The organism is Streptomyces sp. PH9007, assembly GCF_059813725.1.
Genome location: NZ_CM187440.1, coordinates 4,015,858 through 4,029,247, shown reverse-complemented (window position 1 = coordinate 4,029,247; position 13,390 = coordinate 4,015,858). Strand labels below are relative to the sequence as shown.

Below are 13,390 nucleotides of genomic sequence, written 5' to 3'. Positions count from 1 at the left end.
ATTCCGTCGTTTCAGGGGGCGGGCGGCGACGGCGCGGTGGTGAGGGTCAGGCTGCCGGGAAGGGCGGCGACGGCGGCGCGGAACCGTTCGGCCAGCGCGGCGGCGGTCTCGGGGGGCCGGGCCGCCGCCCAGCCGGTCAGCGCCCACTGGAACGCGGCCAGCAGCATGTCGAGGGCCAGCCGGGGCCGGGGGTCCGCGGGGTCCGGCTCGGGGCCGAGCGCGGGGCGCAGGATCTCCAGCAGGGCGCCGGTGGTGCGGTCGCAGAACTGCCGGTTGTGCGCGGCGATGGACGGATGGCGGTCGGCGAGCAGCAGGCTCAGCCGGGCCCGGTGGACCCATCGTTCGTCCGCCACCTGGTCCAGGGCGGCCAGGAGGACATCCTCGGCCAGGGCCAGCAGCGGGGTGCCGGGGGGCAGTTCGCGGGTGCGCAGTTCGGCGGTGAAGGCCCTCCACAGGTCTTCGAGCGGGGCCATCGCGACGTCCTCCTTGCCGGCGAAGTACCGGAAGAAGGTGCGCTTGGAGACCTGGACCGTGTCGCACAGTTCATCGAGGGTGACGGCGCCGAAGCCGTGTGCGGTGAAACGTTCGAGCGCCGTGTCGATGAGCGCCTGGCGGGTGTGCTGCTTCTTGCGTTCGCGCAGCGTGCTGGTGCCCATGGGGGGAGTGTAGCCGAGCAGCGTTTGCCCCTGGATGACACATGCCACTCAGTGGCATTACGCTGCGGATGTCCCGCCCTCCACGGAAAGGCGACGCCCGTGCGCGCCCTCGTTGTCGATCGGTCCTCCCCCTCCGGCCTGCGGCTCGGCGAGAGCGCCGACCCCGTACCCGAGCCCCATCAGGCGCTGGTCCGGATCACCGCCGTCTCCCTCAACCACGGCGAGGTCAGCCACGTCACCGACGCCCCGGACGGCACCGTGCCGGGCTGGGAGGCGGCCGGCGTGGTGGCCCGCCCCGCCGCCGACGGCTCGGGCCCGGCCGCCGGAACGCCGGTGGTCACCGCCGGCTGGGCGGGGGGCTGGGCCGAACTGCGCGCGGTCGACACCGCGATGCTCGGCGTGGCCCCGGCCGGCGCCGACGCGGGCGCGCTGAGCACCGTTCCGATCGCGGGCGGCAGCGCGCTGCACGCGCTGCACCGGCTCGGCCCGCTGCTCGGCAGAAGAGTCCTGATCACCGGGGCGACCGGCGGCGTGGGCCGGTACGCCGTCCAGCTCGCCCGGCTCGGCGGCGCCCACGTGATCGCCTCCACCGGGGACCCGGCCGCTCACGGGGACGCGCTGCGCGCGCTGGGCGCCGACGAGGTGATCGCCGGCCCCGCCGCTCTCGACGGGCCCGTGCACGGGGTCCTCGACTGCGTCGGCGGCCCGCAGCTGGTGACGGCGTTCGACCGGCTCGCCGCCCGGGGCGTCCTGGTCGCGCTGGGGCATGTCACGGGCGAGCCCGAACACTTCCCGCTCGGCTCCTTCCTCGGCGACGGCGGGCGGCACGAGCGCTCGATCGTCACCTTCTTCCTCTTCGACGGCACACCGCTCGCTCCCTCCTTCGCATGGCTCGCGGACCGCGTGGCGGCGGGCCGTCTGGACCCGTCCATCTCGTGGCGCGGCCCCTGGGAGGCGGCCGGGGAGGCCGTCGCCGCCCTGCTGGGGCGCCGACTGCACGGCAAGGCCGTCCTGGAGCTGGGCCCCGCGTAGCCGCACGCGGCCCCGGGCCCCTTCCCCGGCCCTGCCCCAGGTGCCGTGCCGTGCCGCACCGCGCCACGTCCGTCCCGTCGGTACCGCCGTGCGCGCCGACGGTTCAGCTCGTCAGCAGCTCAGCGCGTCAACGGCTCAGCGACGGCGCTGGGCGGCCAGGTCGGAGAGCCGCTGCTGGGCGGACGGCGGGGTGATGGGCGGTGGCCCCGACAGCGGGGACTTGCCCCCCTGCTGCTGGACCGTACGCGGCCCGGGCAGCGTCCGTTCCCGCTCGCGCTCCCGCTCGCCGGGCTGGGCCCGGTGCCCCGGGCCGCCGCCCGCCACCGAGATCCGCACCCCCTGGTCGGCCAGCGCCTCCAGCTCCGCGCCGGCCCGCGAGGAGTCCGGCGGCGGCTGGTCGGTGACCAGATGGGTGATCATCTCGGTGGGCACCGTCTGGAGCATGGTGTCGGCACCGATCTTGGAGTGGTCGGCGAGCACCACGACCTCCGAAGCCGCCCTGGCCAGCGCCCGGTCGACGCTCGCGGAGAGCATGTTGGAGGTGGACAGGCCGCGTTCGGCGGTGAGCCCGGCCCCGGACAGGAACGCGCGGGAGACGCGCAGCCCCTGGAGCGACTGTTCGGCCCCGCTGCCCACCAGGGCGTAGCTGGAGCCGCGCAGCGTGCCGCCGGTCATGACCACCTCGACCCGGTTGGCGTGGGCCAGCGCCTGGGCCACCAGCAGGGAGTTGGTGACCACGGTCAGGCCGGGCACCCGGGCGAGGCGGCGGGCGAGTTCCTGCGTGGTGGTGCCCGCACCGACCACGATGGCCTCACCCTCCGTCACCATGGAGGCGGCGAGTTCGGCGATCGCGGCTTTCTCCGCCGTGACGGCGAGCGAGCGTTGAGGGAATCCGGACTCCCTGGCGAATCCGCCGGGGAGGACCGCACCACCGTGTCTGCGGTCCAGCAGTCCTTCGGCCTCCAAGGCGCGGACATCGCGCCGCACGGTCACTTCGGAGGTCTGGACGACGCGGGCGAGCTCGCGGAGCGACACGGCCCCGTTGGCTCGCACCATTTCGAGAATCATCTGACGACGTTCTGCAGCGAACACGGAACCGACAGTAACCCCAATGACCGTCTGCTTTCAGCAGGTTGCGGGGAATTACCGAAGTTGTCTGTACGTGCGCCCCCGGCGTGCTATGTGCCAGGGGCGCCTGCCGCCCGCAACGCGCGCTGACCTGTGTCTACTGCTCCTCGGCGACCTTGCTGGTCTGCAACTGCCGTGCTGTTTCGGCGAGCGAACCCGACAGAGACGGGTACACGGTGAACGCTTTTGCGATCTGTTCTACGGTCAGACTGTTGTCAACGGCGATCGAAATCGGATGAATCAACTCGCTCGCCCGCGGAGACACCACCACTCCGCCGACGATGATCCCCGTCCCGGGACGCGCGAACAGCTTCACGAAACCGTCCCGCACCCCCTGCATCTTCGCCCGCGCGTTGCGCAGCAGCGGCAGCTTCACCACCCGCGCGTCGATCCGGCCCTCATCCACGTCCGACTGGGTGTAACCGACGGTGGCGATCTCCGGGTCGGTGAAGATGTTCGCCGAGACCGTCTTGAGGTTCAGCGGGGCCACGGCGTCACCCAGGAAGTGGTACATCGCGATCCGCCCCTGCATCGCCGCCACCGAGGCCAGCGCCAGCACCCCGGTCACGTCCCCCGCCGCGTAGACGCCGGGCGCCGACGTACGGGAGACCCGGTCCGTCCAGATGTGGCCCGAGTCCTTGAGCCGGACCCCGGCCTCCTCAAGACCCATGCCGGCGGTGTTCGGGATGGCGCCGACCGCCATCAGACAGTGCGTGCCCGAGATGACCCGGCCATCGGCGAGGGTCACCTCCACCCGGTCCCCGACCCGCTTGGCGGCGGCGGCCCGCGAGCGCGCCATCACGTTCATGCCGCGCCGCCGGAAGACGTCCTCCAGCACGGCGGCGGCGTCCGGGTCCTCGCCCGGCAGCACCCGGTCCCGGGAGGAGACCAGGGTGACGCGGGAGCCGAGCGCCTGGTACGCCCCGGCGAACTCGGCGCCGGTGACGCCCGAGCCCACCACGATCAGCTCCTCGGGCAGCTCACCGAGGTCGTACACCTGGGTCCAATTGAGGATGCGCTCCCCGTCCGGGCGGGCGTCGGGGATCTCGCGCGGGTGGCCGCCGGTGGCGATCAGCACGGCGTCGGCGACCAGCTCCACCTCGGTGCCGTCCGGGTGGGTGACGGACACCCGGCGCGAGCCGTCGGGCGCCTGGTGCGGTTCGAGGCGGCCCCGGCCCGGCAGCACGGTGACCCCGGCCCGGGTGACGGAGCCGGTGATGTCCTGCGACTGGGCGAGCGCGAGCCGCTTCACCCGCCGGTTGACCTTGCCGAGATCGACCTCCAGCGCGCGGCCCTCCGCGCCGTCCAGAAGGATCCCCAGCTCGTCGTGGGAGGTGTCGAAGCTGGTCATGACCTCGGCGGTGGCGATCAGCGTCTTGGACGGCACGCAGTCGGTGAGCACCGAGGCCCCGCCCAGACCGTCCCGGTCGACCACGGTCACCTCCGCGCCGAGCTGCGCGGCCACCAGCGCCGCCTCGTAGCCGCCAGGTCCGCCACCGATGATCACGATCCGAGTCACGTCCTCCAGTGTCTCTTATGACCGGGCCGGAGGAACGTTCGACCCCCTGACTGTGACCTGTCATGCGAAAGGTGTCCGGGGGGCGGGACGTGGTGAACGGCTCAGGCGATGACCCGCGCCACTCCCGTACGCTCAGTTCCATGTCGCTCTACGCCGCATACGCCGGAAACCTCGACGCCCGGCTGATGGCCCGCCGTGCCAAGCACTCCCCCCTGCGCGGCACCGGCTGGATCACGGGCTGGCGGCTCACCTTCGGGGGTGAGCACATGGGCTGGGAGGGGGCGCTGGCCACCCTCGTGGAGGAAGTCCCCGACGACGGTCCCGGGCCCGGGGTCTTCGTGGCGCTGTATGACATCGCGCCGATGGACGAGGACGCCATGGACCGCTGGGAGGGGGTGGGCCTGAGCATCTACCGGCGGATGCGGGTCAGGGTGCACACCCTGGACGGCGACGTGCAGGCGTGGTCCTACGTCCTGAACGGGTACGAGGGCGGGCTGCCCTCGGCGCGCTACCTCGGCGAGGTGGCGGACGCCGCCGAGTCCGCCGGGGCCCCCCACGACTACGTGATGGAACTGCGCAAACGCCCCTGCTGAGCCCGCGCCCGGGCCCGCGCACGGAGTGGCGGGGCCGGCTGCGTAAGTCTGATCAGCTGTTCGTCTACGCGCGTAGGCCAAACTCGGCTAGGCTCGGCCCGTGACTGTTTCAGAGATTGAGGGCAGCGCGTCGGCAGACGACGCGGCGGCCCGGCTGCGCGAGTTGACCGGTGTGGACAGCCACGACGTGGCCCTGGTGATGGGCTCGGGCTGGCTCCCGGCGGCGGACGCGCTCGGCGAGAGGGTCGCCGAGTTCCCGGTCACGGAGCTCCCCGGCTTCCCGCCCCCGGCCGTGGCAGGCCACGCCGGCACCATCCGCTCGTACCGGATCGGCGACAAGCGCACCCTGGTCTTCCTGGGCCGCACCCACCTGTACGAGGGCAAGGGCGTCGGCGCCGTGGTGCACGGCGTGCGGACGGCCGTGGCCGCCGGCTGCAAGGTGGTCGTGCTCACCAACGGCTGCGGCGGCCTGCGCGAGGGCATGCGCCCCGGCCAGCCCGTCCTCATCAGTGACCACATCAACCTCACCGCCACCTCCCCCATCCTCGGCGCGAACTTCGTCGACCTCACCGACCTGTACTCGCCCCGGCTGCGGGCGCTGTGCAAGGAGGTCGACCCGAGCCTGGAGGAGGGCGTGTACGTCCAGTTCCCCGGGCCGCACTACGAGACGCCGGCGGAGATCGGCATGGTGCGGGCGATCGGCGGCGACCTGGTCGGCATGTCCACCGTCCTGGAGGCCATCGCGGCCCGCGAGGCCGGGGCCGAGGTGCTGGGCATCTCCCTCGTCACCAATCTGGCGGCCGGAATCACCGGCGAACCGCTGAACCACGCCGAGGTCCTGCAGGCCGGCCGTGACTCGGCCACCCGGATGGGCACACTGCTGTCGCGGGTACTCGGCCGCATCTGAGATCCGGGATCTGAGGAGAGCGAGAAGCGATGACGACGCAGGAGCTGAGGGCGGCGGCCGAGGCATGGCTGGCCGAGGACCCCGACCCGGACACCCGCGCAGAACTGGCCGCCCTGCTGGCGGCCGGCGACGACGCGGCGCTGGCCGAGCGCTTCGGCGGCACCCTCCAGTTCGGCACGGCGGGCCTGCGCGGCGAGATGGGCGCCGGCCCGATGCGGATGAACCGCGCCGTGGTGATCCGCGCGGCGGCCGGCCTCGCCGCCTACCTCCGTTCGCGCGGCCAGGGCGAGGGCCTGGTCGTCATCGGGTACGACGCCCGGCACAAGAGCCTGGACTTCGCCCGCGCCACCGCCGCCGTCATGGTCGGCGCCGGACTGCGCGCCGCGCTGCTCCCGCGCGCCCTGCCCACCCCCGTCCTCGCCTACGCGATCACCCACCAGCACGCGGTGGCGGGCATCGCGGTCACCGCCAGCCACAACCCGCCGCAGGACAACGGCTACAAGGTTTACCTGGGCGACGGCAGCCAGATCGTGCCCCCGGCGGACACCGACATCGCCGCCGAGATCGCGGCCGTGGGCGCGCTGGCGGACGTACCGCTGGCCTCGGACGGCTGGGAGTTCCTGCCGGAGTCGCTGGTCACCGACTACCTGACGCGCGCGATGTCCCCGCTGACGGCGGACACCCCGCGCACCACCCGCGTCGTGTACACCCCGATGCACGGGGTCGGCCGGTCCGTGCTGACGGCGGCCTTCGAACGGGCCGGGTTCCCCGCCCCCACCCAGGTCCCCGCCCAGGCGGAACCCGACCCCGACTTCCCGACCGTGGCCTTCCCCAACCCCGAGGAACCGGGCGCGATGGACCTGGCCTTCGAGACGGCCCGCGCGGTCCACCCCGACCTGGTCATCGCCAACGACCCGGACGCGGACCGCTGCGCCGTCGGGGTGCCGGACGCGTTCGCCGAGGGCGGCTGGCGCATGCTGCGCGGCGACGAGGTCGGCGCGCTGCTCGCCACCCACCTGGTGCGCGGCGGCCGGCGCGGCACCTTCGCCGCCTCCATCGTGTCCTCCTCACTGACGGGGAAGATCGCGGCGGCGGCCGGGCTGCCCTACGAGGAGACCCTGACCGGCTTCAAGTGGCTGGGCCGGGTGAAGGACCTGGGCTACGGCTACGAGGAGGCCCTGGGCTACTGCGTGGACCCCGAGGGCGTCCGCGACAAGGACGGCATCACGGCGGCCCTGCTGATCGCCGAACTGGCGGCGGTGGAGAAGGAGCACGGCCGTACGGTCCTGGACGTCCTGGACGACCTGGCCGTGACCCACGGACTGCACGCCACCGAACAGCTGTCGGTACGGGTGACCGACCTGGCCGAGATCGCCGCGGCGATGCGGAGCCTGCGGGAGAACCCGCCCACGGAGCTGGCCGGCCTGCCGGTCACCGCGGCCGAGGACCTGACCCGCGGCACCGCCACCCTGCCGCCGACCGACGGCCTGCGGTACACGCTGGCGGGCACGGGCAGCGGCCCGGTGCGCTCGGCCCGGGTGATCGTGCGGCCCAGCGGCACGGAGCCGAAGCTGAAGGTCTATCTGGAGACGGTGCTGCCCGCGCCCGACCTGGCCACCCTCCCGGGGGTCCGGGAGACGGCGCACACCGTCCTGACCCGGCTGAAGAAGTCCGTGGCGGAACACGCGGGGCTGTGAGGCACCGCGCCGAGCGAGGAACGCCCCTTCGGGGCCTGGCGCCACCTACAACGCCAGGAGCCTCTCCTTGAGGTCCGTAACGCGCTCGGCTCGCCGGGCCCTGGCGCGCGTGCGCTGCACCTCATGCAGCAGTTGCAAGCCTGAAGGTCTGGGAAGCCCGCCGGTTGGGTCAGTGCGGGATTGCTTCGATCAGTTCGGCTGCGCCCTGCCGCTTGAGGGCCAGCGCTGTGGCCGTACCGAGGTCTTCCGGGCTGAGCGAGCCCGCCCACTCGTGGGCGTCCAGAATGCGCTTGCCGTCGGGCGAGAAGACCCGGCCGCGCAGCGACAGGCGACCGTCCGGTTCGGCATGGGCGTGGCCGGCGATCGGGGAATTGCAGTGGCCCTGGAGGACGTGAAGGAACATCCGCTCGGCTGTGGCCTCGCGCCACGTGTCCCGGTGGCCGAGACCGGCCACCGCGTCGATGGTGCTGGTGTCGTCCTCGCGGCACTGCAGGGCGAGGATGCCGGCCCCGATCGGCGGGCACATCGTGTCAGGGCTCAGCACCTCGGTGATCCTCGGCGTTTCGCCGATGCGCTCCAGGCCGGAGAGGGCGAGCAGCAGTGCGTCCGCTTCACCGGCGGCGAGTTTGGCGAGGCGGCTGTTGGCGTTGCCACGGATCGGCACGGTCTCCAGGTGCGGGTGGGTCGCAGCGAGTTGGGCGATCCGCCGTACGGAAGAGGTTCCGATACGGGTACCGGCCGGGAGCTGGTCCAGCGTCCGGCCGCCCGGGTGGATCAGGGCGTCGCGAATGTCATCGCGGGCGAGGTAGGCGGCGAACACCGTACCGGTCGGCAGCGGCCGGTCGGCCGGGATGTCCTTGAGGCAATGCACCGCCAGATCCGCCTCCCCGGCCAGCAGCGCCGCGTCAACCTCCTTGGTGAACGCCCCCTTGCCCCCCAGCGCGGCGAGGTCGCCCATCCACCGGTCACCGGAGGTCGTGACAGGCACAACATCCGTGCGGATGTCCGAGTGAAGGGCGGCCAGTTCGGCGCGCACTCGCTCCACCTGGGCGAGCGCCATGGGCGAGGACCGGGAGACGATACGGATCAGCTCAGCGGGTGCCATCCAGAAATGATATGGCGTCAGATTCTTGAACCGATCAGCAGTCCGGACGCCCAGCACATCGGCGTGGAACGAATCTTCGACTCAGATGGCACACGTGCCAGCCAGGCATCCACCCTCGCCTGATGGCCGTCCGGCCAGGTGCCTTGCGGGAGCAGGTCATCCACCACGTACAGGCCGCCCGGTTCCAGCAGGTCAAGCAGGTCCCCCAGGCGGTGGAACTTGCCGGGCCGGCAGTCCACGTATGCAAGCGCGAGCGGAGGTCCGTCGTACCGGTCCAACCACTCGTCCGCGCCGCCCTGTTCGAACGTGACCCGCGAGTCTGCATCGAGGTGCCGGGCCGCGACCTCCTGAATCCGCGGGTCCGTCTCAACGCTCACCAGCTCGGCGGTCGCGGTCATGCCGTGCAGCAGCCACGCCGCCTCCGGCTCCCACGCCGGTGCCAAGTTCCAGCAACCGACCGCCCGGTTTGGAGGCGGCGAGGGTTGCCAACAGCGAACCGGTCCGCGCCTCACACGACATCCGGAAGCCCATCCCCGACGCGTCGGTCAGAATCGCGTCCAGGACAGCGGGGCGCTGCCAGGGCCTGTCATCCACGGCCTTCCTCCAAGCGCCGGGCGACCTCCTCGGCCGCGAAGGACAAGATCACATCCGCACCCGCCCGCTTCAGCGCCGCGTGGTACTCCACCACGCCGGCCGGGCCCAGCTGCCGGAGCGCGGCCCACTCCCCCGCTCGTCGAGTAGGCGACGAGCGGCACCTGCTGGTCGGCTCGGAGCCGCACCAGCACGTCCATCGCGGTCATCACCGGCTGGAGTGTGAGCGAGTCCGCGCCCTCCGTCACCCACTGGCGGGCCTGGACCAGGGCATCGCGGTCGGCCCGACCCGACTCCAGTTGGAGACCACGGCGGTGCCCGGCAACGGGGTTGGTGCCCATCAGCTGTTTGAAAGGGCCGTAGAGCACAGTGTGGAGGGCCACATTCGGGTTCACTCCCACATCACGGTGGCCATCGTTCAAGGCGACGCGGACCGCGCGGACCGAGCCGTCGAGCATCGCCGTCGGCGATACAACGTCGGCGCCCGCGTCCGCGTGCCGCACCGCCATGGTCCCCATGAGCTCAAAGGTGGCGCCCAGGTCGATACGGCCGTCGTCACTGCGGCGCAGCACACACTGGCCGTGGTCGGTCCACGAGCAGCCGCACACCTCGGTCGTCACCGCCATGCCGGGCTCCGCAGCCTTGACGGCCTCGATCCCGGCCAGCATCCGGTTGCCCGGCAGCAGTGCACCGGAAGCTTGGCCGTCCCGGTCATGACCGGCTGCGAACAGCTTGACGCCGTGAATGCCCAGGCCCCACCAGCGGCGCACGGTCCGCGCGATGTCGCCGACGGCAACCGCGCCGGGCAGTTCTGATGCCGCCGGACCGTCGTTCGGCAGGACGAGGAGGGGCGCGCTCAAGTCGCCCGGAGTGATCGTCGGCCGGGCGTACAGGTCACGCACCGCTGCTCGGGCCCGCAACGGGTTCACACCGTCAGGAGCAGGTATGGGCGCGAGCCGGTCAGTCGCTGTCATGAGGGAGAGTAGATACCAACAGTGTGTCGGTAAGACAGGGCGCACGTGGCACATGTGGCGCGCAGGAAGCGAAACGAACGCTCCCGCGCGCCCTTGCCGCGCGATGCGCTATCCCGGCGACGACGCGCACTGACCGCCCCTCACCTGACCCAGAGGCCCGGGAGAGACTCCGCGAATTCCCGCCGCGTCCGTGCCTCGCCCGCCAGGATGGGGCGCGGGTGACCGCGCACCGCGCACCGGGTTGATCCCGTGTCACAGGATGTTTCCCCCTGAAACACGGTGGCCCCGTACCGGTGTCCGGTACGGGGCCGAGTGCGCTGTTCAGAGGGGGAGTTGGCCGTCCTTGACGGCGGAGACGAAGCGGGACCAGTCGCCCAGGGTGAAAACGATCGCCGGACCGGCGGGGTTCTTCGAGTCGCGGACAGGCTTCACACCGGGGTGGCCATCGGCCACTTCGATGCAGCCCCCGTCTCCGTTCTCGCTGTAGCTCGACTTCCGCCAGCCAGGCAGCGCCGATGCGTCAGGAATGTTAGCCATCTTCGTACTCTTTCAAGTATGCGCGGATGAGATCGAGAGACTTGTTCTCGGGAAGGGCCATGGAACGCGCCAGGTCAAATCGCTGGGAGAGTTCGACGATCCGCTTGGGAGATTCTACGGGGTCGCCGCTTCGGAAACTCTCCACCAGGCCCACCGTTGACCCGTCGCGCAGCATATGCAGGGTGATGCTCCCTCCCAGCACAGGATGCAATCCCTCCTCGAAGGGCAACACTTGCACCGTCACGTGTGCTTGCTCCGCAAATCGCAGGATGTGCCCCAGCTGACCCCGCATGATGGCTCTGTCGTGCGGGGCCCGACGCAAAGCGGCCTCATCCATCACCGCCCAGTAGTACGGCGGCTCCAGCCGGGCGAAGATGTACTGTCGGTCCACTCGACTGGCGACCATCGCCTCCACTTCACTCTCGGGCGCACCGGGACGCCCGGAGCGGAAGAGTTCCCGCGCATAGCCCTCCGTCTGCAACAGCCCAGGGATGTGGCTGCTGGTGAATACCTGAATCCGGATGGCTTCCTGCTCTCGCCTGACGATCTCACGGCTGTAATGAGCTACCTGCATCTCTTGTGACAGGCCATAGATCTCCGCCAGGGCACCACAAGTGCCGAAAAAATCGTCCAGCGCCCTCACCAACGCCGTCGACGGCTTTTGCTTCCCTTGTTCAACTCGGTGAATGTAACTGTACGAGTAGCCGCTCACCTCCTTCGACAGCCCACGGAGCGACAAGCCTCGCTGCTCTCGCATCTGCCGAACGCGGCGCCCCAGACGCCCCTCCGGCGTCAGCTCGTCCTCTTCGCTGGCTGCTTCCACCATCCGCCCTCCCTGGCGTCAACCAATGTCGCTCATCACGATTAGTGACAGGAGCAACGTGCACAAATGCCGTTCGCTTGGCAATGATGCAACCAGACGCACACAGCCGACAGCAATGAGTTACGGCAGGTGATCCCCATGGCCAACGCAACGGCCACGCCCCTTCCTCCACCCGACCCGGAAGAGGGTGAAGTGCCCGAAAATTCAGGTGAGTTGACCGATCCGCTGGACGTTCTGCTCCACGAGGTCCGGCAGCATCTCAAGGATGTCGGTTACGAGCGGCCGAACGAACGTCCTCGTCGGGAGACGTCGTGAGGGGCGTCGAGGAGAGCGGGTGGAACCGCGCCGTCGAGGTCACGGCCGACAGTGTGCGGGTGGGCGACACGGTCACCCTGGGCGGGCGGACGCTGACCGTCGCCGATCTGAACGGGCTGCCGAACGGCGCCAAACAGCTCCGGTTCGCGACAGGCGAGATCCTCACGCTGCACTGCCGTTCCGCGCTGACCGTGACGCGGCTCAGCCCGCCCCCGCCGCGTGCGTACCGTCGCCGGAGGGAGGACCGATGAGTTCGACGACTCCCGTGCCCTCGCTCCAAGTGTGGGCGAGCACGCACTTCCTCACCGGGTGGACCGAGCGCGGCCGTTGTCTGATGTGCCGGCGGCGGGACGCGCCGGTGAAGTGGCTCGGGCCGGTGATCAGCGGCGGTCGGCACGCGCCGTTCCTTGCCTGTGAGACCTGCACGGGGCATCTCGCCCAGTGGGTGCGCACCTACCCCGATCCCGTTCCTCCGCCGCCGATCGGGCGCACCGCCCGTGCGGTCGGCCGGGCCACGTTCCGGGCGGGGCGGTTCGCCGTCACCTGCACGGTGACGACCGCTGCCGTAGCGGCGGCCGCCGCGCTGTGGTGGACATCAAGGTGACACGTAGTGGCCCTGGTCGATGTCCTCGATGAGGCCGGGGCCGACCGGCTCCCAGCCGAGGAGTTCGCGGGTCGCGGTGGCGGAGGCCGGTTGGTCGAGGGCGAGCAGCGGGCCCAGGAAGCCGAAGTCCTCGCGCGGGGCGGACGCGGTCGGCAGGTTCAGCGCGCCGCCGATGGCGGCGGCGATGTCGCGGGTGGGCACCCCCTCGTCGCCCACCGCGTGCAGCACGCTCCCGGCCGGGGCGTTCTCCAGCGCCAGCCGGTAGAGGTGGGCCGCGTCCCGTACGTGCACGGCGGGCCAGCGGCTGGAGCCGTCGCCGACGTAGCCCGCCACGCCCCGCTCGCGGGCGATGTTCGCCAGCTGGGCGACGAAGCCGTGCCGATCGCCCGCGCCGTGCACGGAACGGGGCAGCCGCAGCACGGCGCAGCGGACGCCGCGGTCCGCCGTGGCGAGGGCGAGGGCGGAGTTCTGTTCGCGGCCCGCCGCCATGGAACCGGGTTCCGCGGTGTCGCGTTCGGTGGCCACCCGACCGGCCACGGCCGGGGTTCCCGCCGTGACGACGAACGGCTTGCCGGTGTTCTCCAGCGCCCCGCCGAGTGCCTGGACGGCGAGCGCGTCGGCCCTGATCGCGCCCTCGAAGTCCGTGAAGTCGTGGACGAACGCCAGATGGATGACCCCGTCGCAGCCGGCGGCCCCGGCGCGCAGGACGACCGGGTCGTTCAGGTCACCGCGCAGGACGTCGGCGCCCGTCGCGGCGACGGTGGCGGCCGAGGCGTCCGAGCGGGCGAGGCCGAGGACGTGGTGTCCGGCGCCGATGAGCTCGGGGAGGACGGCGGAGCCGATCCAGCCGGACGCCCCCGTGACGAACACCCGCATGACAGAACCTCCCGGTCACCCGCCGTTTCCGCG

At 71.6% G+C, this 13,390-nt stretch carries 16 protein-coding genes; 7 read left to right on the top strand and 9 right to left on the bottom strand.

Translation table 11 applies throughout. The features are described 5' to 3' along the window. Window positions 1-11 precede the first annotated feature (11 nt). On the bottom strand, window positions 12-656 hold the full coding sequence (locus ACTFAP_RS18645) for a TetR family transcriptional regulator (protein WP_495681602.1): 645 nt from the start codon (window positions 654-656) through the stop codon (window positions 12-14). A 99-nt stretch (window positions 657-755) separates the two neighbouring features. Here ACTFAP_RS18645 and ACTFAP_RS18640 point away from each other — a divergent pair, with 99 nt between their 5' ends. Then, window positions 756-1,688, top strand: coding sequence for a zinc-binding dehydrogenase (locus ACTFAP_RS18640; protein WP_500466909.1), 933 nt, complete (start codon window positions 756-758; stop codon window positions 1,686-1,688). Window positions 1,689-1,823: 135 nt separating this feature from the next. Here the strand turns inward: ACTFAP_RS18640 and ACTFAP_RS18635 are convergent, their stop codons facing one another. Next, on the bottom strand, window positions 1,824-2,744 hold the full coding sequence (locus tag ACTFAP_RS18635; protein ID WP_500466908.1) for a DeoR/GlpR family DNA-binding transcription regulator: 921 nt from the start codon (window positions 2,742-2,744) through the stop codon (window positions 1,824-1,826). 169 nt (window positions 2,745-2,913) lie between these two features. Then, on the bottom strand, window positions 2,914-4,344 hold the full coding sequence (locus ACTFAP_RS18630; protein ID WP_500469496.1) for an NAD(P)H-quinone dehydrogenase: 1,431 nt from the start codon (window positions 4,342-4,344) through the stop codon (window positions 2,914-2,916). A 131-nt stretch (window positions 4,345-4,475) separates the two neighbouring features. On the opposite strand from ACTFAP_RS18630, the gene ACTFAP_RS18625 reads away from it, so the two are divergent. The 3 genes from ACTFAP_RS18625 to ACTFAP_RS18615 all read left to right on the top strand — a co-directional run bounded on the left by ACTFAP_RS18625 (window position 4,476) and on the right by ACTFAP_RS18615 (window position 7,532). Then, window positions 4,476-4,928 carry a gamma-glutamylcyclotransferase family protein gene (locus ACTFAP_RS18625; protein WP_390117620.1) on the top strand — a complete coding sequence of 151 codons (453 nt, stop codon included), beginning with the start codon at window positions 4,476-4,478 and terminating at the stop codon, window positions 4,926-4,928. Between the two features lie 100 nt (window positions 4,929-5,028). Beyond that, window positions 5,029-5,835: a purine-nucleoside phosphorylase gene (locus ACTFAP_RS18620; protein WP_500466907.1), complete on the top strand. Its 807-nt coding sequence runs from the start codon at window positions 5,029-5,031 to the stop codon at window positions 5,833-5,835. 29 nt (window positions 5,836-5,864) lie between these two features. Next, a complete protein-coding gene (locus ACTFAP_RS18615) occupies window positions 5,865-7,532 on the top strand; it encodes a phospho-sugar mutase (protein WP_500466906.1) in 1,668 nt (555 codons plus the stop codon). 169 nt (window positions 7,533-7,701) lie between these two features. Here the strand turns inward: ACTFAP_RS18615 and hemC are convergent, their stop codons facing one another. The 5 genes from hemC to ACTFAP_RS18590 form a co-directional block, all read right to left on the bottom strand. Then, window positions 7,702-8,637, bottom strand: coding sequence for a hydroxymethylbilane synthase (hemC, locus tag ACTFAP_RS18610; RefSeq protein WP_495681599.1), 936 nt, complete (start codon window positions 8,635-8,637; stop codon window positions 7,702-7,704). Window positions 8,638-8,654: 17 nt separating this feature from the next. Further along, the gene (locus ACTFAP_RS18605; RefSeq protein WP_500466905.1) at window positions 8,655-9,035 is read right to left on the bottom strand and encodes an O-methyltransferase; all 381 of its coding nucleotides are present in this window, start codon (window positions 9,033-9,035) and stop codon (window positions 8,655-8,657) included. Between the two features lie 147 nt (window positions 9,036-9,182). Next, a complete protein-coding gene (locus ACTFAP_RS18600) occupies window positions 9,183-10,202 on the bottom strand; it encodes a porphobilinogen synthase (protein WP_500466904.1) in 1,020 nt (339 codons plus the stop codon). A 321-nt stretch (window positions 10,203-10,523) separates the two neighbouring features. Further along, window positions 10,524-10,739: a DUF397 domain-containing protein gene (locus ACTFAP_RS18595; RefSeq protein ID WP_500466903.1), complete on the bottom strand. Its 216-nt coding sequence runs from the start codon at window positions 10,737-10,739 to the stop codon at window positions 10,524-10,526. Further along, complete coding sequence (locus tag ACTFAP_RS18590) at window positions 10,732-11,565, bottom strand: helix-turn-helix domain-containing protein (protein ID WP_500466902.1); 834 nt, start codon at window positions 11,563-11,565, stop codon at window positions 10,732-10,734. Before ACTFAP_RS18590 ends, ACTFAP_RS18595 begins: the two co-directional genes overlap by 8 nt. Before the next feature lie 135 nt (window positions 11,566-11,700). Between ACTFAP_RS18590 and ACTFAP_RS18585 the strand changes: the two genes are divergently transcribed. The 3 genes from ACTFAP_RS18585 to ACTFAP_RS18575 are packed head-to-tail and all read left to right on the top strand — an operon-like array spanning window position 11,701 to window position 12,481. Next, window positions 11,701-11,877, top strand: a complete 177-nt coding sequence (locus ACTFAP_RS18585; RefSeq protein ID WP_500466901.1) for a hypothetical protein — start codon at window positions 11,701-11,703, stop codon at window positions 11,875-11,877. Continuing rightward, on the top strand, window positions 11,874-12,128 hold the full coding sequence (locus ACTFAP_RS18580; RefSeq protein WP_495681592.1) for a hypothetical protein: 255 nt from the start codon (window positions 11,874-11,876) through the stop codon (window positions 12,126-12,128). The genes ACTFAP_RS18585 and ACTFAP_RS18580 overlap by 4 nt, the downstream gene beginning before the upstream one ends. After that, window positions 12,125-12,481, top strand: a complete 357-nt coding sequence (locus tag ACTFAP_RS18575; RefSeq protein ID WP_495681591.1) for a hypothetical protein — start codon at window positions 12,125-12,127, stop codon at window positions 12,479-12,481. The genes ACTFAP_RS18580 and ACTFAP_RS18575 overlap by 4 nt, the downstream gene beginning before the upstream one ends. Here ACTFAP_RS18575 and ACTFAP_RS18570 read toward each other — a convergent pair. Then, complete coding sequence (locus ACTFAP_RS18570) at window positions 12,473-13,357, bottom strand: SDR family oxidoreductase (protein WP_500466900.1); 885 nt, start codon at window positions 13,355-13,357, stop codon at window positions 12,473-12,475. The two genes, ACTFAP_RS18575 and ACTFAP_RS18570, sit on opposite strands and share 9 nt — an antisense overlap. Window positions 13,358-13,390 lie beyond the last annotated feature (33 nt).